The organism is Hymenobacter polaris (assembly GCF_012927305.1).
GTDB classification, from domain to species: Bacteria; Bacteroidota; Bacteroidia; order Cytophagales; family Hymenobacteraceae; genus Hymenobacter; species Hymenobacter polaris.
Genome location: NZ_JABBGH010000006.1, coordinates 13,126 through 34,893, shown reverse-complemented (window position 1 = coordinate 34,893; position 21,768 = coordinate 13,126). Strand labels below are relative to the sequence as shown.

26 protein-coding genes are annotated in these 21,768 nt (G+C 62.5%); 20 read left to right on the top strand and 6 right to left on the bottom strand.

Translation table 11 applies throughout. The features are described from left to right. Nucleotides 1-171 precede the first annotated feature (171 nt). The 14 genes from HHL22_RS23260 (at nt 172) to HHL22_RS23195 (ending at nt 13,390) form a co-directional block, all read left to right on the top strand. A complete protein-coding gene (locus tag HHL22_RS23260) occupies nt 172-1,956 on the top strand; it encodes a sensor histidine kinase (RefSeq protein WP_169533837.1) in 1,785 nt (594 codons plus the stop codon). A 32-nt stretch (nt 1,957-1,988) separates the two neighbouring features. Beyond that, entirely contained in the window at nt 1,989-2,753 is a 765-nt protein-coding gene (locus HHL22_RS23255) for a LytTR family transcriptional regulator DNA-binding domain-containing protein (RefSeq protein WP_169533836.1), read from the top strand. A 270-nt stretch (nt 2,754-3,023) separates the two neighbouring features. Next, nucleotides 3,024-3,803 carry a hypothetical protein gene (locus tag HHL22_RS23250; protein ID WP_169533835.1) on the top strand — a complete coding sequence of 260 codons (780 nt, stop codon included), beginning with the start codon at nt 3,024-3,026 and terminating at the stop codon, nt 3,801-3,803. Between the two features lie 51 nt (nt 3,804-3,854). After that, the gene (locus HHL22_RS23245; protein WP_169533834.1) at nt 3,855-4,172 is read left to right on the top strand and encodes a DUF4134 domain-containing protein; all 318 of its coding nucleotides are present in this window, start codon (nt 3,855-3,857) and stop codon (nt 4,170-4,172) included. A 9-nt stretch (nt 4,173-4,181) separates the two neighbouring features. Then, nucleotides 4,182-4,514, top strand: coding sequence for a DUF4133 domain-containing protein (locus tag HHL22_RS23240; protein ID WP_169533833.1), 333 nt, complete (start codon nt 4,182-4,184; stop codon nt 4,512-4,514). A 26-nt stretch (nt 4,515-4,540) separates the two neighbouring features. Beyond that, complete coding sequence (locus HHL22_RS23235) at nt 4,541-7,027, top strand: TraG family conjugative transposon ATPase (protein ID WP_169533832.1); 2,487 nt, start codon at nt 4,541-4,543, stop codon at nt 7,025-7,027. Between the two features lie 29 nt (nt 7,028-7,056). Beyond that, nucleotides 7,057-7,704, top strand: a complete 648-nt coding sequence (locus HHL22_RS23230; RefSeq protein WP_169533831.1) for a hypothetical protein — start codon at nt 7,057-7,059, stop codon at nt 7,702-7,704. Nucleotides 7,705-7,735: 31 nt separating this feature from the next. Next, on the top strand, nt 7,736-8,383 hold the full coding sequence (locus HHL22_RS23225; protein WP_169533830.1) for a hypothetical protein: 648 nt from the start codon (nt 7,736-7,738) through the stop codon (nt 8,381-8,383). A 36-nt stretch (nt 8,384-8,419) separates the two neighbouring features. After that, nucleotides 8,420-8,806, top strand: coding sequence for a hypothetical protein (locus HHL22_RS23220; protein ID WP_169533829.1), 387 nt, complete (start codon nt 8,420-8,422; stop codon nt 8,804-8,806). A 42-nt stretch (nt 8,807-8,848) separates the two neighbouring features. Continuing rightward, entirely contained in the window at nt 8,849-9,961 is a 1,113-nt protein-coding gene (locus HHL22_RS23215; protein WP_169533828.1) for a hypothetical protein, read from the top strand. A 39-nt stretch (nt 9,962-10,000) separates the two neighbouring features. Beyond that, nucleotides 10,001-10,615, top strand: coding sequence for a conjugative transposon protein TraK (traK, locus tag HHL22_RS23210; RefSeq protein ID WP_169533827.1), 615 nt, complete (start codon nt 10,001-10,003; stop codon nt 10,613-10,615). Nucleotides 10,616-10,624: 9 nt separating this feature from the next. Then, complete coding sequence (gene traM, locus HHL22_RS23205) at nt 10,625-11,818, top strand: conjugative transposon protein TraM (RefSeq protein WP_169533826.1); 1,194 nt, start codon at nt 10,625-10,627, stop codon at nt 11,816-11,818. A 12-nt stretch (nt 11,819-11,830) separates the two neighbouring features. Beyond that, the gene (gene traN, locus HHL22_RS23200) at nt 11,831-12,694 is read left to right on the top strand and encodes a conjugative transposon protein TraN (RefSeq protein WP_169533825.1); all 864 of its coding nucleotides are present in this window, start codon (nt 11,831-11,833) and stop codon (nt 12,692-12,694) included. A 150-nt stretch (nt 12,695-12,844) separates the two neighbouring features. Continuing rightward, complete coding sequence (locus HHL22_RS23195; protein WP_169533824.1) at nt 12,845-13,390, top strand: hypothetical protein; 546 nt, start codon at nt 12,845-12,847, stop codon at nt 13,388-13,390. A 30-nt stretch (nt 13,391-13,420) separates the two neighbouring features. On the opposite strand, the gene HHL22_RS23190 is transcribed toward HHL22_RS23195, so the two are convergent. The 6 genes from HHL22_RS23190 to HHL22_RS23165 form a co-directional block, all read right to left on the bottom strand. After that, complete coding sequence (locus HHL22_RS23190; RefSeq protein WP_169533823.1) at nt 13,421-14,128, bottom strand: nucleotidyl transferase AbiEii/AbiGii toxin family protein; 708 nt, start codon at nt 14,126-14,128, stop codon at nt 13,421-13,423. Between the two features lie 8 nt (nt 14,129-14,136). Further along, on the bottom strand, nt 14,137-14,496 hold the full coding sequence (locus tag HHL22_RS23185) for a DUF6922 domain-containing protein (protein WP_169533822.1): 360 nt from the start codon (nt 14,494-14,496) through the stop codon (nt 14,137-14,139). A 145-nt stretch (nt 14,497-14,641) separates the two neighbouring features. Then, the gene (locus HHL22_RS23180) at nt 14,642-15,736 is read right to left on the bottom strand and encodes a Fic/DOC family protein (RefSeq protein ID WP_169533821.1); all 1,095 of its coding nucleotides are present in this window, start codon (nt 15,734-15,736) and stop codon (nt 14,642-14,644) included. Nucleotides 15,737-15,822: 86 nt separating this feature from the next. After that, complete coding sequence (locus HHL22_RS23175; RefSeq protein ID WP_169533820.1) at nt 15,823-16,122, bottom strand: antitoxin VbhA family protein; 300 nt, start codon at nt 16,120-16,122, stop codon at nt 15,823-15,825. 63 nt (nt 16,123-16,185) lie between these two features. After that, complete coding sequence (locus tag HHL22_RS23170) at nt 16,186-16,464, bottom strand: hypothetical protein (protein WP_169533819.1); 279 nt, start codon at nt 16,462-16,464, stop codon at nt 16,186-16,188. A gap of 109 nt (nt 16,465-16,573) precedes the next feature. Beyond that, nucleotides 16,574-18,208, bottom strand: coding sequence for a class I SAM-dependent methyltransferase (locus HHL22_RS23165; RefSeq protein ID WP_169533818.1), 1,635 nt, complete (start codon nt 18,206-18,208; stop codon nt 16,574-16,576). A 588-nt stretch (nt 18,209-18,796) separates the two neighbouring features. Here HHL22_RS23165 and HHL22_RS23160 point away from each other — a divergent pair. From HHL22_RS23160 to HHL22_RS23135, 6 genes are all read left to right on the top strand, one after another. Next, on the top strand, nt 18,797-19,072 hold the full coding sequence (locus HHL22_RS23160; protein ID WP_169533817.1) for a hypothetical protein: 276 nt from the start codon (nt 18,797-18,799) through the stop codon (nt 19,070-19,072). Then, the gene (locus tag HHL22_RS23155; protein WP_169533816.1) at nt 19,059-19,409 is read left to right on the top strand and encodes an ArsR/SmtB family transcription factor; all 351 of its coding nucleotides are present in this window, start codon (nt 19,059-19,061) and stop codon (nt 19,407-19,409) included. The genes HHL22_RS23160 and HHL22_RS23155 overlap by 14 nt, the downstream gene beginning before the upstream one ends. Before the next feature lie 40 nt (nt 19,410-19,449). Next, complete coding sequence (locus tag HHL22_RS23150; RefSeq protein WP_169533815.1) at nt 19,450-19,914, top strand: DUF6428 family protein; 465 nt, start codon at nt 19,450-19,452, stop codon at nt 19,912-19,914. A 72-nt stretch (nt 19,915-19,986) separates the two neighbouring features. Beyond that, the gene (locus tag HHL22_RS23145) at nt 19,987-20,760 is read left to right on the top strand and encodes a metallophosphoesterase family protein (protein ID WP_169533814.1); all 774 of its coding nucleotides are present in this window, start codon (nt 19,987-19,989) and stop codon (nt 20,758-20,760) included. A gap of 30 nt (nt 20,761-20,790) precedes the next feature. Next, nucleotides 20,791-21,234 (top strand): DMT family transporter, encoded by a 444-nt coding sequence (locus HHL22_RS23140; RefSeq protein ID WP_169533813.1) that lies wholly within the window; start codon nt 20,791-20,793, stop codon nt 21,232-21,234. 31 nt (nt 21,235-21,265) lie between these two features. After that, nucleotides 21,266-21,760, top strand: coding sequence for a GNAT family N-acetyltransferase (locus tag HHL22_RS23135; RefSeq protein WP_169533812.1), 495 nt, complete (start codon nt 21,266-21,268; stop codon nt 21,758-21,760). Nucleotides 21,761-21,768 lie beyond the last annotated feature (8 nt).

Sequence of the window (21,768 nt, the reverse complement as noted above, 5' to 3'; positions counted from 1 at the left end):
TGCCGGCCCACCTGGGCAGGGTAGGGGAGGGGCCCTATTCTCTACCAGCAATGCGTACCAGCAGTCCATCCATTCCCAGCCCCCAAGGAGCGTCGAGGCGACGTGGCGGGCGGTAAGCGTTTGACCGTGCTGGCCCTGCTGTGGGCCGGTACGGTAGCTCGCGCAACCTGTTTGCCGGCCGAAAACAGCCTGGCCTCGCCCGGCGACAGCGCCACCGTTGACTCGCTGCGCGCAGTGGCCCGGCGACCACAGCTGCCGGACTCGGTCCGGTTTCAGACGTTGCGGGCCCTAAGCGACGCGCTGTTTGCGCAGGATGAGCCGGAGGCCCGCCGGGTGGGGGAGCAGGCCGTGCAGCTGGCCCGCCACCGGCGGGACTGGCCGGGCATGGCCGATGGCTTGTACCAGCTGGTGGTGAACTGTGAGCGGGCTGCCGATTACGTGGCGGCCATGCGGTACAGCCAGGAAGGCGCCGGCGTGGCCAGGGTGCACCAGCTACCCGACGAATGGCGCTTCACGCAGTGCATGGGTCTGGTAGCAGTCGATACCAAAGATGTGAGAGGAGGCCTGAAGTATATGCGGCAGGCCTACCAGCAGCAAGGAGCCGTGGGCAACGTTCCGCCCCGGGAGCGGGGCGGGCTGCTGCTCAACCTGGCCAACACCTTTCTGGTGATGCAGCGCTACGACTCGGTACTGCACTACGCCACCCGGGCGCTGCCCTACATGCAGCGCGCCAGGGATGCCCGGGGTCTGGGCTACGTGTACCAGTTCCGTGGCGAGGTGTACGCCATGATTCAACCCCAGACTGCGGGCACGCTGGATTCAGCGGCCACGAATATGAACCGGGCCCTGCGCATCATGCAGCGCCACGGGTTTCGGCCCCAGACGGCCAGCTCGGCCCTGGCGCTGGCCCGCGTGTACCGGCTGCAGGGGCTGCCGGCTGTCTCGCAGCGGATGGCAGAGCTGGCCCTCGCCCTGGCCCGCGAGCTGAAGATGCCCGACTACGAGGCCGACGCGCTGGCAAACCTGGCCTGGGCGCACGCTGACCAGGGCCAGCTGCGCCGCTCCTTCGACCTTGACAACCGGGCGCAGGACCTGCGCGACTCCCTCTTCAACGGCGACAAGGCGCAGGCCCTAGCCCAGCTGCAGGTGCGCTACGACGTGAAGCTGCTCACCGAGCAGAAACGGGCCGCCGAGTTTGAGCAGCGCGGCCAGCGGGCGCAGTTGCACTCGCTGTGGCTGCTGCTGGGTGGACTGACCACGACTATCGGGGTGGGCAGCTGGCTGTACTGGCGGCTGCGGCGGCAAAAAGCGCTGCTGGCCGTAGCCAACCAGGCCAACTGCCGGGCCGTGGCCGAAAAGGAGGTACTGCTACAGGAAATTCACCACCGCGTGAAAAACAACCTGCAGCTGGTGAGCGGCCTGCTGGGCTGGCAGGCGACCACCCTACCCGAACCCGCCCTGGTAGCCGCGCTAACCGCCAGCCGGGACAGAATTCAGAGCATGGCCATGGTACATGAATTCTTATATCAAGCCGATAATCTGGCCGAAGTACGCATGGACCAGTACCTGCGCGAACTGCTTGATTCCCTGAAAATCGCCCTTACCACGGCCAAGCAAAACATCGAGCTGAGCATGAACCTGGCCCCGGTAATCATGAGCCCCAAAGAGGCCAGCACCCTGGGCTTGGTTGTGAACGAAATAGTGACCAATGCGTACAAGCACGCTTTTCAGGGCCTTGCCCAGGGCCACCTGCATGTTTCCTTCGCCAGCCGCCCCACCGGCTTCCAGCTCACCATCGCCGATGACGGGACCGGAATGCCGGCCCAGGACGCGCCGGTCAAAGCCCACTCCCTGGGCATGCAGCTGGTCCGCACCCTCACCAAACAGCTGAAAGCGAAGCTGGTGGTGACCCGTTCCTTTCCCACGGGCACGCACATGGAGGTTACTCGTGAATGACGAGCCTCGCGGCGTGCCCTTTATCCCACCCTATGTCTACCATTCTCATTGTTGAAGATGAATTGCTTATTGCCGCTGAGATAGAACGTACGCTGGTCCGGCTGGGGCACACCCCGCTCGAACCCGTCGACAACAGCGATGAAGCCCTGCGCGTGCTGGCCACCCAGCCCGTGGAACTGGTGCTAATGGACATCAACATTGCCGGTGACTGCGACGGCATCGCGGCCGCCCTGCTCATCCGCCGGCAGTTTGCGGTGCCGGTGGTGTTTCTCACAGCCCGCTCCGACGCCGACACCCTGAACCGCGCCAAGCTGGCCCAGCCCTATGGCTACCTGGTCAAGCCCTTCACCGATGATTCGCTACGGGTGCAGGTCGAGCTGGCCCTCTACAATGCCTACCAGGCCGGTCCTACCGGCCCCGTGGCCGACACGGCCAATGCCGCCGGCACGGAGGTACTGGGGCCAGCCGAGCGCTGCCCCAAGTTCAAGGATTACCTGTTTGTGCGCAAGGGCTCCGGTCACGTCAAGGTGCTGCTCGCCGACATTCTCTACTTCGAAGCCCTGCAGAACTACGTGCGCATGCACACCGTGCGGGAGAGCTTCGTGTTTGACTCCACGATGAAGGAGCTGGAGCAGAAGCTGCCCGACCAGTTTTTCAAAACCCACCGCTCCCACATCGTCAACCTAGACCACGTGCAGGCCTACGAGGAAAGCAGCGTGCTGCTGGGCAAGGAGTACGTACCGGTGAGCCGCTCGTGCAAGGACGAGCTGAAAAACCGTATTCACCTGGTGGGATAGCCTGCTGCCTCAATGGCCATTTCAACGGCACGCAGTCCGGTTTTTCCCCCGGAGCTGCGTGCCGTTCGTGTGTCGGGGCTGCACCTCATCATCGAATTCCAACCATTCGTCAACTTTCTACCCAAGCGGTTTATAGCCCGGATAGGTTTGTAGCGTCAAATCACGGTTTGGCAAGTTCACGTCCGGGCCGGTCGGCCTGGGGTGCCACGCTATTTCCCCGCGATGCTCAGCGCCTATTCCTGGGGCCAGTTTGGCCTTTTCGTTCTGGTTGTGGTTGTTCTCTACTACTTAGTAGTGGGCCTGCTCTACTACCGGGTAGAACTCACGGGCCTGCTGACGCCGGGCAAAAAGATGGCCGGTGCCCAGCTCGCCGGCGCGGGCGGCAGCGTGGCGGCCCCTCCCTCATTGGTGCGCCCCACCTCGGCCTTCGTGAAGGCCACGCCCGCGGCCACCGAATCCCGGGCAGAAGCCGATAACGCGGAAAGCCCCGAGGCCGGAGCGGACCAGAACCTGCCGGCGGCGGCCGAGCCACTGGTCAGCGGGGCACTGCCCGATTCCACCGGCACGGCCACTGGCCACGATGAGAGCACCAGCGACACCGCCCCGATGGAGGCGACGGCCACCGCAGGCGACGAAGCGCAGGCGCAGGACGAAAACCGCATGGAGGAAGCCGACCAGGCCGACGAGCACTTGGCTGCGCTGGTCCGGCGCGAAGCCCACAACCTGCCCGTTGAGCCAATAGCAGCCACAACGGCAGTTGGCGGGGCCCTTGAGCCCGAAACCGTGCAGCTACTCCTGGTGGCCGATGGCTACGAGCCGCTGGCCACGTTCGAGGAGCCGGTGGCCTCGCGGCTGGACATTGCCCCGGTGGGCTTACCCAAGCTGGTGTCCGCCGCCTCCGTCGCCGAATACCTGACCCTGCTGCAAGCCGGCCAGCAGCCCGCGCCGCCGATGGAGCTGGCCGGCACCACCCTGGCCGAGCAAATGGCCCAGCAGATGGCCCTCAACCACGCCGAGCTGGATGACCTCTTCGGCCCCGACGATGAGTAGCGCGGCCTTCTTTCTCCCTAATCATTGATTCCCGACTCCTTTTCCTTTGCCATGACTAAGAAACCTTTCGTTACCTCGCTGGCCCTCGTGGTCCTGCTATTCAGCTCGCAACTACTTTACGCCCAGACCGGGGGCGGCAACGGCACGGCCGGCATTCAGGACGCCACCACCCAAGTAACCAGCTACTTCGACCCGCTCACCAAGCTCATGTACGCCATCGGCGCGGTGCTGGGCCTGGTGGGAGCCATCAAGGTGTATGGCAAATGGAACTCCGGCGACCAGGATACCCAGAAAACGGCCGTGTCGTGGTTTGGCTCGATGATTTTCCTGGTCATCGTGGCCACGGTGGTGCGCTCCTTCTTCCTCTAAGTTGCTGCCATGCCCATCTACGACCTCAATCGCGGCATCAATAAGCCCGTCGAATTCAAGGGGCTGGTGGGCAGCAATATCTACTTTCTGGTGGCCGGCATCGGGCTGGTGTTCACCCTGTTCGTGACCTGCTACCTGCTGGGCCTGCCGCTGGTGCTCACCGTGCTGGTCACCTTCCTGGCCGGGGGCGGCATGTGGGCCGGGGTGTTCGCCCTGAACCGGCGCTACGGCGAGCACGGGCTGATGAAAGCCGCCGCCCGGCGCTCGTCGCCCAAGTACATCACCAACCGGCACAGCCGCCTTTTCCAACGCCTCAACGAGGACCCGACCAGCCGCGCCTAGCGGCTGGTTTGGGTGCTTTCCTGCTTATGAGCAATAAGGTTCTGCCCTCCGTTTCCCTCGAATCCAAGCAGCCCATCTACAAGGTGGAGAAGGATTGCCTCATCTCGAAGAATGCGGACGTGACGGTGGCGTTCCGGCTGGATTTACCGGAAATTTTCACCCTCTCGCGGGAGGATTACGCCCAGCTGCAGGCCGCCTTCGTGAAGGCCGTGCGCCTGCTGCCCGACCACTGCGTGGTGCACAAGCAGGACTGGTACGTGGAGGACAAATACGCCCCCGGCTTCGAGGCCGAGCGCACGCTGCTTTCTTCGGCCTACGAGCGCCACTTCAACGAACGGCCGTTCCTGAATCACTTCTGCTACCTCTATATCACCAAAACCTCGTCGGAGCGGCCCAACTGGGGCAGCACCTCGGGGCTGCTGGCCCGGCGCAACATCGTGCCCAAGGACATGCTCGACACCAAGGTGCTGGAGAGCTTTTTCGACAACGTGGGCCAGTTTGTGCGCACGCTGGAAGGGGTGGGGCCCACCAATGCGCCCTACATCCGCTCGCACCGGCTGACGTCGGACGAGCTGGCCGGCACCGCCGAAAAGGCCGGGCTGCTGGAAAAGTACTTGGCGCTGGACCTGTCCGACCAGGCCCTGCAGGTGGACCTGGATTTAACCGAAGGGCTGAAAGTGGGAGCGGAGTTCTGCCAGATGTTCTCGGTGGCCAACCTCGATGACCTGCCCACCTCGGTGGAAACCGACATTCGCTACGAGCAATACAGCACCGAGTACTCGGACTTCCCCATTTCGTTTGCCGCGCCGCTGGGGCTGCTGCTGGGTGCCAACCACATCCTGAACCAGTACGTGTTTCTGGACAACACCCAGAAGACCGTCAAGACCTTCGAGCAGAAGAAGGACCGACTCAACTCGCTCTCGCTCTACTCGCGGCAGAATGCCATCAACTTCGAGTACTACAATGCCTTTCTCAACGAGCTGATTGCCCACAAGCGCCGGCCAGTGCGGGTGCACTGCAACGTGCTCACCTGGGGCCGGCACGAGGAAGAGCTGACCGAAGTGCGCAAGCTGGTAAATGCCGCCTTCAATGCCATGAACTGCAAGCCGCGGCAGAACACGGTGGACATCGCCGCGCTCTACTGGGGCGGCATCCCGGGTAACGCCGGTGACTTTCCCTCGGAGGAAACCTTCTACACCTTCATCGAGCAGGCCGTCTGCTTCTGGGCCTCCGAAACCAACTACCGCAGCACCGGGGCCACCAAGGGCATCAAGCTTTCCGACCGCCTTACCGGCAAGCCCGTGCTGGTGGACATTTCGGATGAGCCAATGAAGAAGCAAATCATCTTCAACCGCAACAAGTTCGTGCTCGGGCCCTCGGGCTCGGGCAAGTCGTTTTTCACCAACCACATGGTGCGCCAGTACTACGAGCAGGGCGCGCACGTGCTGCTGGTGGACACCGGCAACTCCTACAAGGGCCTCTGCGAGCTGGTGGGCGGGGTGTATTTCACCTACGAGGAGGACGACCCGATTGCCTTCAATCCCTTCCTGATTTCGGGCAAGCTGGACGTGGAGAAGAAGGAATCCATCAAAACGCTGCTGCAGGCGCTCTGGAAAAAGGACGACGAAAGCGTGAGTCAGTCGGAGTACGTGTCGCTCTCCACGGCCGTGAGTTTGTATTACGTAATGCTGGAAGCTAACGCGCTTATTAAGCCGAGCTTCAACACGTTCTACGAGTTTGTTAAAGGACCTTATCGCAAGATTCTTGAGGAAGAGAAGGTCCGCGAGAAGGATTTCGACCTCGATAACTTCATCTACGTGCTCAAGCCCTACTACCGGGGCGGCGAGTACGACTACCTACTGAACTCCGAGAAGGAGCTGGACCTGGTGCAGGCCCCCTTCATCGTGTTCGAGCTAGACAACATCAAGGACCACCCCATTCTGTTCCCGGTGGTCACGCTCATCATCATGGAAACCTTCATCTCCAAGATGCGCAAGCTGAAAGGGGTGCGGAAGATGATTCTGATTGAGGAGGCCTGGAAGGCGCTGACCACGCCGGGCATGGCGGCCTACATCAAGTATCTCTTTAAGACGGTGCGCAAGTTTTTCGGCGAGGCCATCGTGGTGACGCAGGAAATCGACGACATCATCGGCAACGAGATTGTCAAGGACGCCATCATCAACAACTCGGACTGCAAGATTCTGCTCGACCAGCGCAAGTTCATCAACCGCTTCGATGAGATTCAGGCGCTGCTCTCGCTCACGCCCAAGGAAAAGGACCTGGTGCTGAGCATCAACCGCGACAACAAGGCCGCCCGGGGCCGCTACACGGAGGTATTCATCAGCCTGGGCGGGGTCGTGTCGAAGGTGTACGCTATTGAGGTGTCGAAGGAAGAATACGTGACCTACACCACCGAGGAAACCGAGAAAGTGCGGCTGTTCGAGAAGCTCAGGCAGACCGGCGACATGCCCACGGCCATCAAGCTTTTCGCCAACGAGCTGCGCGAAGGGTAGGGCATCTGATTTCAACCAAAGGGAAGAACATGAAAACGAGAATCACGCTCCTGGGCCTGGCTATGCTGGGTCTTAGCATCACCAAGGCTTCTGCGCAGCTCGTGGTAACCGCTCCGGTGCTCGAAGTGCAATCGGGCGTGCAAACCGGCTTGCAGAATACCATGAAAGGGCTTTCCTCAGCGGCTAACGTGCTGGTGAAGGCCGGCGTGAAAGAGCAGGAGTTGACCAAGGTATTCTCGGAAAAGAACCTGCAGCTGGCCAAAACCTGGTACGACGGCCTGCTGCAAGTCAGCGCGGCGGTGCGCGGCTACCGGCGCGTGCAGTCGGTGTTTGAGAAGCAGGGCCGCATCATTCAGAACTACTCGACGGCTATCGAAACGCTGCGCCAGTCGCCCTACGTGGCTCCGGAACAGCTCTCGGCGATGACGACGATTTACACCAAGATGCTGACCGAAAGCGCCAACACGCTCTCGGATTTGCAGACCATCGTGAGCCCGGCCATGCTCAAAATGACCGATGCCGACCGGATGCGCTTCATCGACAAGCTCGACGCGAAAATCACCGACCAGCTGGGCCTCATCAACTACTTCACCCAGCGCAACCTCGTGCAGATGCACCTGGCCGAGCAGAAAGCGCAGGACGCGCAGGCCCTCAATGCGCTAATGGGCGTCCGCTAAGGGCTACTTCCACTTCCCCAGGCTATCTACTATGAAATCAAGCACAAAACAGCTCGTTGTGGCGCTGGCCTTGCTGGCAGGCCCGGCTTACGCGCAAATGCCGGCCGTCATCTCGGCCCCGATTGCCGAGGACCAGTCCCGCAAGCAGGTCGTGCACCAGGGCATTTCCACTACCCTGCTCGGGCAAGGCAAGGTGCTGGCCAGTGATATGACCAAGGTCAGCGGCCAGATTAAGGGCGTTATTGACAAGACCCAGGCGCTGCACGACCAATGGTACAGCAGCCTGCTGCAAATCAGCGCCGGGGTGCGCAACTACCGCCGGGTGCGGGAAATCTACACCCACCAAGGCGAGATGATTAGCCAGTTTTCGGCCATCATTCCAGAGCTGCGCACCAAGCAATTATCGCCCGCTCAGCTCAGCGAGGCCTCGACGGTGTACCAGGGCATTCTCACGGAGAACATTGCCCTGATGGGTGAGCTGGCCGGGGTGCTCAGCGCCAGCAAGGCCAAGATGACCGACCCGGAGCGCATCGAGTTCATCGACAACATCGCCGACCGCATCAGCGAGCAGCACAACCTGATGAACTACTTCAGCAGCAAGTGCCGGGCCATCGCGCAGCAGCAAGCCCAGCAGGTGCAGGACCGCGAATCCATGCGCGCTTTCATGACGGCCCGCTAGCGCGGCAGCGTCTTCTCCAATTCCTACTTCCGACTTATGAAAACTTTCCTTTTCCTGCCCTTGGCGCTGCTGGCTGTCAGCTGCAGTTCCGAGGTGGCCAAGCCGGACCCTCGGGTGGCCACCATTCGCCAGCAGCACGAGCAGCTGCTGACGCAGCAAAAGCAGTACGTCGCACTGCTTCCCACGCTCACCGGCCCCGAAAAGCTTAGTCCGGCCCATATCAAGGATTCGGAGCAACGCTTCGCCGATATGGTGCAGCAGAGCCAGGACAACCTGACTGCCCTGGACCAACTCGACCCGGCCAAGGCCCAGGAACCGGCGCAAACCGCGCTGGTGGGAGAATTAGCCGCGAAAGAAGCGGGCATTCTGGCGCGGGGCACCCGGCGGCTGGCCAACGTGCACGACGAGCACTACCTGCCCTAAGCGGCCTTTCCCCATTCCCATTCTTTCACTCCCGACTGCCTTATGGACCCAACTTCCATCGACCTCAACATGGCCCTGTATGAGCAAAAGCTCGAAGGGATTTACACCGAGATGCTGACGTTCACCGCGCAGTTCATCAACCTGGGCCGCGCCATTGGTGGGGTAGGGGCATTGCTATTCATCAGCAGCCGGGTGTGGGGCCACATTGCCCGGGCCGAGCCCATCGATTTCTTCCCGTTGCTGCGGCCGTTCGCCATCGGGCTGGCCATTTTGCTGTTCGTGCCGCTGTGCTCGGGCCTGCGCGGCATCACCATGGCCGTGGCCCACGGCACCGATGCCATCCGCCTCGGGCAACTGGGAGAGGTGAACCGGCTGACGGGTGAGCGGGACCGGCTGGCCGCCGATGCCAAGGCCAAATCGGACATGCAGATAAACGAAAAGTACGAGGAGGACCTGGGCAAGCTCGGCGCGCTGGACATCGGCCGCAAGGCCACGCTGGCCATGAACCAGGTGCAATACTCGGTCGGCCAGAACTTCCGGGAGTGGACCAAATCCATCCTGGAACTGGGGGCACTGGCGGCCAAGCTGGCCATTAGCCTCATTTCTACTTTCCTGCTCGTGCTGCTGAGCGTGGCCGGGCCGCTGGCTTTCGGCATTGCCATCATCCCCGGTTTTGGCGGCGGGCTGATGAAGTGGTTTGGCTATTTCATCACGATTTCGCTGTGGGTGCCGGTGGCCAACATCTACGCCGCGGTGCTGGCCCACGTGCAGGTCACGATGCTCAACAGCAACATCCAGCAGCTACAGGCCGGCGGCAGCGTCGAGTCGGCCGACATCGGCTACCTGTGCCTCTTGGTGCTGGCCATCGTGGGCTATCTGATGGTGCCCAAGGCAGCCGATATGCTCATTGATGGCTCGGGCGTAGGCCGCGCCGCTACCTCATTTATCACCACGACCACGGTGGGGGCAGCCGGCATCGCCGGGGCCACGGGCGGGGCAGGCCTGCGCACCGGGGCCGATGGCTTGGGAGCTGCCGTCGGCGCGGGCCAGGGCCTGGCCGGCATGGGCGGGAGCAGCAATGCCACGCGGGGCGAATCACTTGGCCACCGAGCGGGCACGGCCGTGCGCGAGCAAATTAATCGCCTGCGCGGCTAGCCGAAGCCGCTCATCATTCTTCCACTTATTCATCCCGCAATGTTCGCGTCCCTTAAATCCATCGACTCGGCTTTCCAGCAGGTCAAAACGCTGGCCCTGCTATTCATTGTCGCCGTGCTGGTGCTGGCCGGCACCATTGCCTACTTCGCGTTCCAATCCACCAACGCGGCGGCCAACCGCATCTACGTGCTGGAGGGCGGGCAGCTGCTCACGGCCGGGGCGCAGGATGCGCGGGCCAACCGGCCGGTGGAAGCGCGCAGCCACGTCACCCGCTTTCACGAGCTGTTTTTCACCCTCGACCCCGACCAGAAGGCCATTGACAGCAACGTGAACAAGGCGCTGTACTTGGCCGACAATTCGGCCAAGCGGCAGTACGAAAACTTCAAGGAAAAGGGCTTCTACAACGATTTGATTGCCGCCAACATCAGCCTGGAAATGACCGTGGACAGCGTGGTGATTACCAACTCGCGGCCGATGGTGGCGCGCTGCTACGGTCATCAGCGCGTCATCCGGGCCACCTCGGTGACCAACCGCAACTTCCTCTCCGAGTGCTCGCTGCGCGACGTGACCCGCTCGGAAAACAACCCCCACGGCTTCCTGATGGAGAACTGGCGGGTGCTGAAGAACGAGGATTTGAACACCCAGCCCCGCTAATCTGCTTCTATGGAAACCAAACCGCACGATGCCCAATTTCTCCGCACCCGCAAGATGGCTACCTTCCTGCCGGTGGTGGGCGTACCCTTTCTGGCCGTGATGTTCTACCTGGGCGGAGGCGGCCAGGGCACGCCGGCTGCAGCGCAGAGCACCGCGACCGGCTTCAACACCAACCTGCCTAAAGCGGAAAAGGCCACCATCACCACCAGCAAGCTCGAAGCCTACGCCAGCCCGGTCGATTCCATGCGGAACCGGGGCTTGGTCGATGCCAAGCTGGACACGGCCAAAGGCACCGGCCTGGCCTACGGCATTGGCGCCGATGGGAAAGCCGGCCCCAATGGCTCGGTGGATAAATCGGTGGCCGCTGCCCAGCAGCAGCTGATTGCTGCGCAGCAGGCCCAGCTAAATGGCGGGGCCAATACCACTGCCGCCCCGGCCGCCCAACCCGGAGCCCTCACGCCGCAGGAACAAATGGAGCTGATGCGCACGCAGCATGAGCGCGACCTGGCCGAGCAAAAGGCGCAGCTGCAAATGGCCGCCATGCTTGCCCAGTCGAACAGCGCCGGTGGGGGAGGGGCGGCTCCTCGGGCGGTGGCCGTGGCTCCTAAAAAGAAGAAACCCAGCACCCGGCTGCGCGCCGTGGATGATGATGCCGTGGTGTCACGGCTGGGCTCCAACGGACCGGGGCGCAAGCGCACGGCTTCTTTCCAAGGCTTCGATGCCGAAACCGGCACGGGTGGTGACGGCAATACGCTGCCAGCGGTCATCCACGAATCACAGGAAGTCGTGAGCGGTTCGCTGGTCAAGATGCGCCTTACCGAGTCGGCCGTCATCAACGGCCACTCGCTGCCGGCCAACACCTTCATCTACGGCAAGTGCAGCTTGGCCGGCGAGCGGCTGAGCATCGCCATTGAAACGCTGAAATCAGGCAACAGCGTGTTTCCGGCGGCGCTGGAAGTGTACGACGTGGACGGGCTGGAAGGCCTGCACATTCCCGGCGCCATCACCCGCGACGCCGCCAAGCAGGCCGGCGCGGAGAGCCTGGGCGCGGCCGATATGATGACCATGAGCGCCAACCCCGCGACCGCCGCGGCCGGCGTGGCCGTGAGCGCCGTGAAGGGCATTGGCCAGAAGAAAATCCGCCTGGTCAAGGTCCGGCTGAAGGCGGGCTACAACGTGATGCTCAAAGTAGACAAAGACTAGCAACTCCCTCCCATGAAAACCACCCTATTCGCTACCAGCGCCCTTTTACTCGGCCTGGCGGCTGCCCCGGTGCGGGCCCAGACCTCGGCCGCCCGGATGCTGCAATATTCGGAAGCCAACAAGCTGCCTACCTATCCGCTCTACATCAGCGACCAGAAAACCACCCACCTGGTATTTCCCTTTCCGGTCACCTACGTCGACCTGGGCAGTTCGGGCCTGATTGCAGCGAAGGCCACCGGCGCGGAGAACATCGTGCGGGTGAAAGCCGCTTCGGCGGGCTTTCCCGAGTCGAACATGACGGTGCTCACCTCCGACGGTAAGCTCTATTCCTTTGTGGTGAACTACCAGCACGACCCCAAGGTGCTCAGCCTTGACCTAGGGGCGGCTGGCTCGGCCTCATCGGCACAGGGCGAAGCCATTTTGTCGAACTCGCCCATCCCGCAGGGCAATCTGGATGCGTATTCCCGGCAGGCGCTGGCGGCGGGTGGCACCTCAGCCAGCGAGAGTGCCAACCAGCTCAGCGTGCGCGCCGGCAACGTGGGCTACAAGCAGGAAACCCTGTTTTTCCCGCTGCACGTCGCCAACAAGTCGAACGTGACCTACGACGTGGACTTCGTCAAATTCTACATTCAGGATAAGCAGGTGGCCAAGCGCACGGCTGAGCAGGCACTGGAAATCACGCCCATCTACGTCTTCAACGGGGGGCTGAAAAAGATTGACGCCAAAGGCCAGCTCGAACAGGTTTACATCTTCAAGAAATTCACCATCCCTGAACAAAAACAGCTCATCATCGAAGTGTATGAAAAGGGCGGCGGGCGAAATGTCAAACTCAAGCTGGCGAATTCTGACCTGCTTAAAGCCCGCTCTTTCAAGTAGCAGTTGGCTCGCTCACGAAGCAGCCCACCCGTTCAGAAACAGTCAAACAGGAACACCAATGCTTCATTCGCCGTTTAGAAACAGCTAAAAGGATGCATCCTTGCGCTAAAACCGCTGTGAGGCACCTTCCCTTCCACTATTCGCACTGCTATGTCAGACTACCAAAGAGGACTCGACGAAGGCCGCAACGAGCAGCACTCCTACCAAGCCTCGCGGCAGTTGGGGCAAGGGCTTGGGCAGTTGATTGGCTGGGTACTGGTGGCGGGGTCCCGGGTGGTGGTTGAAGTGCTGCTGGCGGCTCCGTTCCTGATGCTGGGTTTCGTGGTGATGGCTCCCCTGGATTTTCTCGGGCCAGTGCTCGGGGCAGTCCGCTTATTGGGAATCGGTGTTGTAGCCTACTTGTTTTACGCCGGCCTCTACTGGCTCAAAGGCCTGGTGGTTGCCCAGCATCGCCGCGCGGGCTGGCTGTGGCTACTGCCGTTCTCGGTTTGTGTGGCGGTTACTTGCCTGCTGCCCGGCTGGCTGGTTCGGCTGTTTATCACCAGCTCGTTTCCCACGGCCAGTCCGCTATGGGGCTGGGGCCTCGGGGCAGCTTTTGCTCTGTTTGCTTACGGGCGCTACCGCTTCACCGAGGACATCGCCCCCAGCTTAGCCCTCTGGTCTTACCGCCGGGGCTATAACTGGGCTCTTCGTTAATGCCCAGGACTATTTTTTCACGTTAGGCGCTCACAATTTCGGCCCCCGCAGCTTCGGCTCGGGGGCTTTTTGTTTGTTGACTTCCCGTATCTGCTCCAGCACCGGCATCACCAGCCGCTGCGCCACGATGGGTGGAAACAGACGGTCGGGGCTTCGCTGCATCTGCTCCAGGCGCGTGGCGATGGCGGGCCAGCGGTAGCCCTGCATCTCGGGTTTCATGTTGAAATCGATGTCACCGTGGAAGGCCAGGGCGCGGGGCACTTCGGAAGAGGACGTGTTGAAGCGGCCCTCGTAGGCCTGGCGCATCTGGTTCAGCGTGAGCTTCTCGCTCAGTGCAGCCACGTCCACGAAGTCACGGAGTCGTTCGCCGCTCATCACCACGCCGGCTAGCTTCATGGCGCTCAGGTCTTCGAGCGAGGCCATGCGAATGTTGGAGCCGGGATAGAGCACGGCCGGTCGTATCAGCGGGAAGCCGTAGTTCACCACATCGGTTTTGACCTGGCCGATGACGCCCTGGATGGCGGCTTTGTCCCATTCCGGCTCCTGGGCCCGCATTCGCTGGAGCGCGCCGTCGGCCCGCATCTCGTATTTGCTTAGCAGCAGGTCCTTGATTTCGCCGTCAATCGGCGTGGGGCCGTCCGAAAACAAGTCGAGGTCGCGGCTGCGACGGTGCCCCAGATGTAACGCCAAAGCCGTTCCCCCTACCAGGACGAACGGCTTCAGCAAGGGCTCCTGCATGAGCTGCGCTAGGAGTTGAAGGTTTGCGGTATCGACTGCTTGCGCTGGTAGCATCTAAGGGTTTCCTTTTCGATGTGGAAGAACTGGCACACGGCCGCAATGGCGGCATCCGACATATAGGGCACCGTTTCAACGATTTCCTGCACGCGGGGCCGGCCGTAGTATTCCAGCATGGCGGCCCAGTCTTCTTTGCTCCCGCGCTGAATAACGCGCTGCACGATGGTACGCGCCATGGCCTGCGGGTCGATGGTGTCGGGGTCCACGTCCCAGAGCAGCGTGGGCAGGTGCTCGGCCAATGGGGCCGGCACGGCCAAAGGCACGGTTGCCGGAGCTATGGCTTCGGGGGTAGGAGTTGGGCGCTTTTCCATGCTAACAGGGGATGAGTTTGGCCATCAGGCAAGCTGCTTACTACTACGGCTGGATTGAACCAAAGGGATAAAAAGCCCTATCACAGCCTGTCTATTTAAACAGCTTCGGGGGACCTATAGTTGCGCTTAGCTGCCTGGTTTTGACTTACAGCTTTGGCCCTTTTCGTTTCTGCCCGGGCATTTTTTGCAGCTGGGGCTCGACGTTTTTCTCCACTTGCCTGTTGGGCGGCTCCGGCCCTTGCTGCGGCGCGGCCTTGAGCGGCGGCCCTGCTATCAGCAGCACCACCGTAACCAGGGGGAGTGCCCGTAGCAGCCGCGCCACGCGCTGGCGCAGGCGGGCATCTTCCATCTTGGCGGGCATTTGCTCCAGCAGCTCGGCCCCGGTTTTCAGGATGGCCAGCCGTGCCGGCTGCTGCGCATCGGGGTGCACCACGCCGCGGGTGCCCTGCATAATTTGCCGGGCTACGCCGGTGTGACGTCCTCCCAGCAGCGCCCGCCAGATGGGCTCCTGGCTCTGCTGCACCTCGCGCATGGCGTCCACGCGCCGCAGAAACTCGGGCACTACCACGGGCGCGGCCGGGGCCAGCACCAGTTCCGGGAGCGGGCTTATAATCTGGCCGAAAAAGGCGCGGAGCGGCTGCAAATCGACTTCTGAGTTTCCGGCAGGTCGTAGAATGGCGTAGTCCCGGGCCTGGTTGTATTGCCTGGGGTGCGACTGCGCAACGAGGTTCATGTCGTAGCCGGCATTCTCGGCCAGCACTTGGAAGGCTGCGCCCAGGGTCCGGCCATTGCCCTCCCGGAAAGCGTGGGCGTAGTTGTACTGGTCGAAATAGTAGGCCGCCCGCGCCACAAACTGGTCTTTGTCCAGCCCCTTCAAAAAGCGCTCAGCGGCCAGCTGCTGCCCAATGGCATCCAGGTGGGCGGGCAGTTGCTGGTAGCTGCCAAAGTACATGGTGTACAAGCCGGGGCCCTGCTTATCGGCCGAAGTTGACTTGGTGGCCTGGAACTCGCCCCAAGCGCGTGTTTCGCCCGCCCACGGGTACACATCCTGAAAAAGGTGGCGGTGCAATGCCTGCAGGCCCTGGGCGTTGTGGGGCGTTACTTCCACGTGGCCGGCCAGCACCTCCAGCAGGCGGAAGTGGAAGCGGTTGCCTTCGACCTCGGCCAGCTTGTCCTCATCGGTGATGTTGAGCTTGTTAATCAGGACACCGGTGTGGGGGTCGGTAAAACCGTCAGTCATAAGGAAAAGCCGCGCGGGAACTGGGTAAGCAAGCAAAACGCCCCACCAACCGGCAGGGCGTTAGCGAATAGAGTAAGAGCGAAGGGCTAGTGCGATAATGAGCGGGCCTTGGCCACGGCGGGAGCCGGCCGGGGCGCCACCGCCAGGGTGCCATCGTCGCCCCGCGTGGGTACCGGCGTCTGGGCCTGGGCTTGGTAATGGGCATCAAGCTGCGCGTTTACCTCGGGTAGGCTCAGCTCACCGTTGATGTAGCGCTGGCTTAGCTGCTCGGCAAAGGGGCTCAGCTTGCGGTCCTGGGTCGCGTTCAGCGCGGCCGCCCGGTCCGATAGCGCCTGGCGCTGCTCACGGGTTGCTTCCTTGGGGCCGAATTTTACGAGGGTATCCATGCTGTTTTGCCTGAGTAGTCTACTACGGCAAACGAAAGTTAGGCAAAAATGTGCCAAATCAGGCTACTGCTTCGCGCCGGCCGCCTGCGCATCGGCCAGGGCCGCATCCAGCACCGTTTGCACGGGCACGGCCAGCAGCTCGGCCACCCGGAGCGCCTCGGCTACGGTCAGGCCGGAAGGGTCAGCTTCGCGCTGCTTGATGGTGCGGTAGGTCATTTGCAGGTGTTCCTGTAACTCGCGCTCGGTGAAGGAGAAGCGGCCATGCCGCAGCAGGTAGCTGAACTGCTGGCCCGCCGGCGGGGTAGCAGCGGGGGGGGCCGAGGGAGGGAATGGGGCTTTCATGCTCGCATTATAACGCTTCCCGGCATTAGGGGAGGAGGAGCAGCAGGGCAATGTGCCACTACCCCCGGCGCGTGCCAGCGGGCGGCAGCCCGCCCGCTGGCAACGGTGTTCAGGCCGCAAGCTGCAGCTGCATTTGGGTGCCGGGCGCGGCCACCTGCTCTGCCTCGGGTACCATCGAGTGCGTTTTAGTGGTGGCCGCTTTGGCCTGGCGGGCACGATAGGCGGCCATTTCGGGGCCAGGCAGCCACTGCTTGCCGGCGCAGGCCCGGAGGTTAAACTCCTGCCAGAGGAATTCCTCGCGGAAAATCAGGTGTACCGTGCCTTTCTTGAAAGCCCGGATTTCAAAGAACCGGCTGTACACCGTCCAAACCCCGTTCGGGTTGGGGTTCTGGTTGCCGTAGCGGTCGAGGGCCGTGTCGATGCCCACGCAGGTATCGTAGTTTTCGCCCGTCAGGTAGCACATCACCCGGTCGATGTCGGCGTAGTCGTCGCGGCGGCTCCAGTTCACCCGGAAGCCCTTGCCGGAATAGCTTTCCTCCACCGCGTAGGGCAGAATTACTTTGCGGTTTACCTTCCACTGTGAGTTGGTTACCCAGCCCTCCACGTGTAGGCGGTTTTCCTTGTGGTACTTGGTGAAGGTATCGAACACCGATTCCACGGCCTGCTCCATGATGGTTTCGCGGTTGTCGAGCACCAGCGCCACCAGCTCGGCCACGGCCTCGTGGGTAAACTCCTGGTAGCCCTGGGCCTTGCTGAAGGCCGCGAAGTTGCGGCGCACGTCGGCCGTCATCAGCTTCTGAATGTTCACCTTATCGAGCACCAGCCCCCAGATTTGCTGGTTCATCTCGTCGGCAAAGTTGTTGTAGCTCGTGCGCAGGCTGCCGCGCTCCAGGCTGGCCTCGGCCAGCTTAAGCACGTCCTGGTACTCGCTGCGCAGCAGGCTTTTGGCGTAGAACTTCATCCCTTCGCGGGCCTGCAGGTAGGCCGCGTACTGCGCTTTCAGGCCCTCGTACTCGGCCGCCATGTTGCCGATAACATCGCGAGTGGCCACGGCATTGGCAAACAGGTTTTCGTTTAGCTCCGGCCCCCTGCGGCCCCGGCTGGTGAATTCAAACGTGAGGCGGTCGGCCTTGGCGGGCTTGTGCAGCCGGACCAAGCTTACCGCTACGTTGGTGGGACGCTCGGCCTCGGCAAACACGGCTCCCAGTGCCTCGCTCGTGCCGTGGTCCTCAATGAGGCGAGCCAGCAGTTGCCGGGTTTCGGTGTAGGGGTTTGCCAGCGTTTCGGTGTTGAGCAGGCACACCACATCGCCGCCGGCAGCTACCACGTCCCAGGCCTTAAGCAAATGCCGGTCGCCATTGGAGAAGGGCGGGTTCATGATAATGAGGTCGAAAAAATGGTCGCCCCGGTAGTTCAGGAAGTCGTTGGCAATCACCTTGTAGCCTTTGTCGTGCAGCACGGCGCGCAGCTCGGGGTCGGCCTCGCAGCAATACACGTTTTGCTTGCCGCTGCGGCTGTGGTAGTCCTCCCGGTCCAGCCAGGCCGTCAGCTCGTCCACGATGGACCCGCTACCGGCGCTGGGCTCCAAGATGGTGAGCTTGCGCAGGGCCGCCGCGGCCGGGTTGTAGCGGCGGTACCGGTCGCTGCCCGGCTCCTCGTCGCCGGTGGAAGCGGGGTTGAAAAACGGGTCGAGCATGCGCTGAATAACGGCGGCCGGGGTAGGGAAGAATTCAGGATTGAGCATGATGCTTAAAAGGGCTAAGGTGATAGTGAACAACCAATTGCTTATCCTATTAAACGCAATTTCAGACGTTTTTGTTGCTAAAAAGACAACAATATTTAACCGGAATCGACTTACCGTTTTGACTGTGCCAACTCCTTCTTCCCCCTTGTTCCTTATAATAAAAGCTGCCGGCGGTACGCCGGCTCCAGCGCTCCGCTGGCGGTACCGGCCCTTGCCGGTTCGGCCAGCAGCCAATAAGAAGGGGGAAGGCCCGGCCGGGGCTGCAGAGCGCACCGGGGGCGCGGCCGGCATTCCGTGGCGACCAGCGGGAGTGGCGGATAGCCGGCCGCGCCCCCGAGTAAGCGGCGCTGCCTGGGCCGGGCCGGCGCGGGGGGATTTTTTGCGAGAAGGATAGGAAGGGCGCGACCAGCGGGAGCGGTGCGCAGCACGGTAGCGCAGCGGACTCCTGCATAGCCTGGCCCAGCGGGCTCGCCCTACCAAAAAGCCCCTAAAACCGCTTGTTTCGGCTTTCCAAGAAAATATGTCGTAAACTTACGTCATTTAATGTCGTATATTTGCGACATACTTCCAAGTTGCTTACCGGCGCCCATGTCATCCACCGTCGATACTCCCGTTCACCCCCTGCTGCGCGTCGTGCTCGAACGGGTGCTGCGCACCGAATGCCTCGTGCTGGAAAGCCTGCGGCTTCAGACGCAGGGCGGCTACAATGGCCTGCCGGGCGGCGGCGGCGAAGAGCGACTGCAAGCCGCCGAGCAGCGCGCCTATCAGCGGGCCGAAACGCTGCTCACCCACCTGCTAGCGGCCACGGCGGCACCGGCCGCCACCTTACCCACTCCTCCAGCTTCCGACCATGACCTACGCTAAAACCGCCGCCTTCACCGAAGAGCAACAGCAATTATCCCGCGTGGCCAAAGCCCTGGCCCACCCGGCCCGGGTGGCCATCATCCAGTTTCTGGCCAGCAAGCAAACCTGCATTTCCGGCGACATCGCCGCCGAGCTGCCGCTCTCGCGCACCACCGTCTCGCAGCACCTGCAGGAGTTGAAGGCGCTGGACCTGATTCGCGGCGAAATCGACGGCCTCACGGTCTGCTACTGCCTCAATACCGAGCTACTGCAGCGGGTGCACCAGCAGTTCACCGCCTTTTTCATTGAGGCCACCAGCGGCGCGGCCTGCGGCCCCGACGATGCTTGCGCCTGCTAAGCCCACTTTCTTTTTCACTTTCAAATCAATACGTAACGCCATGAAAATCTCTGAAATCAAGCAGGCTTTGGCCGAAGTGGAAGCCGTCAATTTCCGTTTGCCCACGGGCGAGTACCTGCCCGCGCACTTCCACGTGACGGAAGTGGGCCTGGTGAGCAAGCATTTCATCGACTGCGGCGGCGTGGAGCGCCAGGAGCAGGTCGCCAACTTCCAGCTCTGGGAGGCCGGCGACTACGACCACCGCCTGGCACCCCAGAAATTCCTGCACATCCTGGACTTGTCGCAGCGCATTCTGGGCACCGACGACCTAGACATTGAAGTGGAATACCAGCAGGCTACCATCGGCAAATTCGGGCTGACGCGCGAGGGCAACGACTTCGTGCTGACGCAGAAGCAGACGGCCTGCCTGGCCCAGGATGCCTGCGGCATTCCGGCCGCCCAGCAGTTTGCGCTGCCGCAGCTGCAAACGGCCGGCGGCTGCACGCCGGGCGGCGGGTGCTGCTAACAAGGCTAAGCGGCGCGGCCCTTCTGGGTCGCGCCGCTTGATTTTTCTCTCCATTCCTTCCTCCCGATTTCGATGACGATTGCCTTTTTCTCCGACGTGCACGGCAACCTGCCGGCCCTGGAAGCGGTGCTGGCCGATATGGAGCAGCGCCGGCCCGACATGATTTTCTGCCTGGGCGATTTGGTGGGCTACGCGCCCTGGCCCAACGAAGTGGTAAACGAGGTGCGCCGCCGCGGCATCCCCACGCTGGCCGGCAACTACGACCAGGGCATCGGGCTGGCCAGCAGCAACTGCGGCTGCGCCTATAAAACCGACACCGAAAAGGACCTGGGCGCCCAGAGCATCGCCTACACCAACCACGTGGTGGGCGACGAAGAGCGGCGCTATCTGCGCCTGCTGCCCAAGCACATGCGACTGGATTTTCAGGAGGAGCCCTGCACGCTCAGCCTGCTGATGGTGCACGGCTCACCGCGCAAAATCAACGAATACCTGTTTGAGGACCGGCCCGAAGCCAGCTTTCTGCGGGTGCTGGCCGAAGCTAATGCGGATATTCTGCTCTTCGGCCACACCCACAAGCCCTACCACCGCACCTTCGCCTACGAGGTGGAAGGCGAAACCCGCTACCGCCACGCGCTCAATATCGGCTCGGTGGGCAAGCCCAAGGACGGCGACCCGCGCGCCGCCTACCAGCTGCTGCACCTCGACGAGAACACCCGGCTCACCGCCCCCGGCAGCGTGCGCTCGGAGCTGATTCGCGTTGAATACGACGTGGAGAAAGCGGCCCGGGCCGTGGAGGCCTCGCCGCTGCCCAACGAGTACGCCGACATGCTGCGCAAAGCCTACTGAATGCTGCGCCCCTGACCTGTCGTTCTGGCCATGAAATTCCTCCCCTTCCTCGTGCTGGTGCTGGCCGGGGCGGCCCTGACCACGCAATCGGCCGTGAATAGCCAACTGCGCGGGGGCCTGCACAGCGTCATGTGGGCCGTGCTCGCTTCCTATCTGGTCGGCACCCTGGCCGCGGCCCTAGTGCTGGTCAGTACCCAGACGTCACTGCCGGCACTGGCCGAGGTGAACGGAATCCGGTGGTACCAGTGGACGGGCGGGGCCCTGGGCATGGTCTACATCGCGGCCATCACCTTTTCCCTGCAACGGGTCGGCGCGGCCTCCCTGTTCGCTCTGGTCGTGACCGGCCAGCTCCTCACGGCCTTGCTCTTTGACCAGATGGGGCTACTGGGCCTCGTGCGCAGCCCCCTCACCCTGAGCCGGCTGGCCGGGGCGCTGCTGCTCGTCGCCGGGGCGTACCTGCTCAACCGCAAATAATCCCGCTCTTCTCACTTTTTGCTATCCGCTCATGAAGCTGCAACCCATGACCACCGCGCACTGGCCCGCCGTGCGCGCCATCTACGAGCAGGGCATTGCCACCGGCAACGCGACGTTTGAAAATCAGGTCCCCGAATGGGAGGCCTGGGACCGGGCGCACCTGGCCCACAGCCGCCTGGTTGCCGTCGATGATGCCGGCACGGTGCTGGGCTGGGCCGCCCTCTCGCCCGTGTCGAGCCGCTGCGTCTATGGCGGGGTGGCCGAAATCAGTATTTACATCGCCGCCGAAGCCCGCGGGCAAGGCGTGGGCCGGCAGGTGCTGCACGCCCTTATTACGGACTCGGAGGCCCACGGCATCTGGACGCTGCAGGCCGGCACCTTCGAGGAAAATGTGGCTAGCATCGGCCTGCACACGCGAGCAGGGTTCCGGGTCATCGGCCACCGCGAGCGCATTGGCCAGCACCACGGCGTGTGGCGCAACACGGTGCAGATGGAGCGGCGCAGCGCCTGCGTCGGCGTCGCTTAATTCAACTT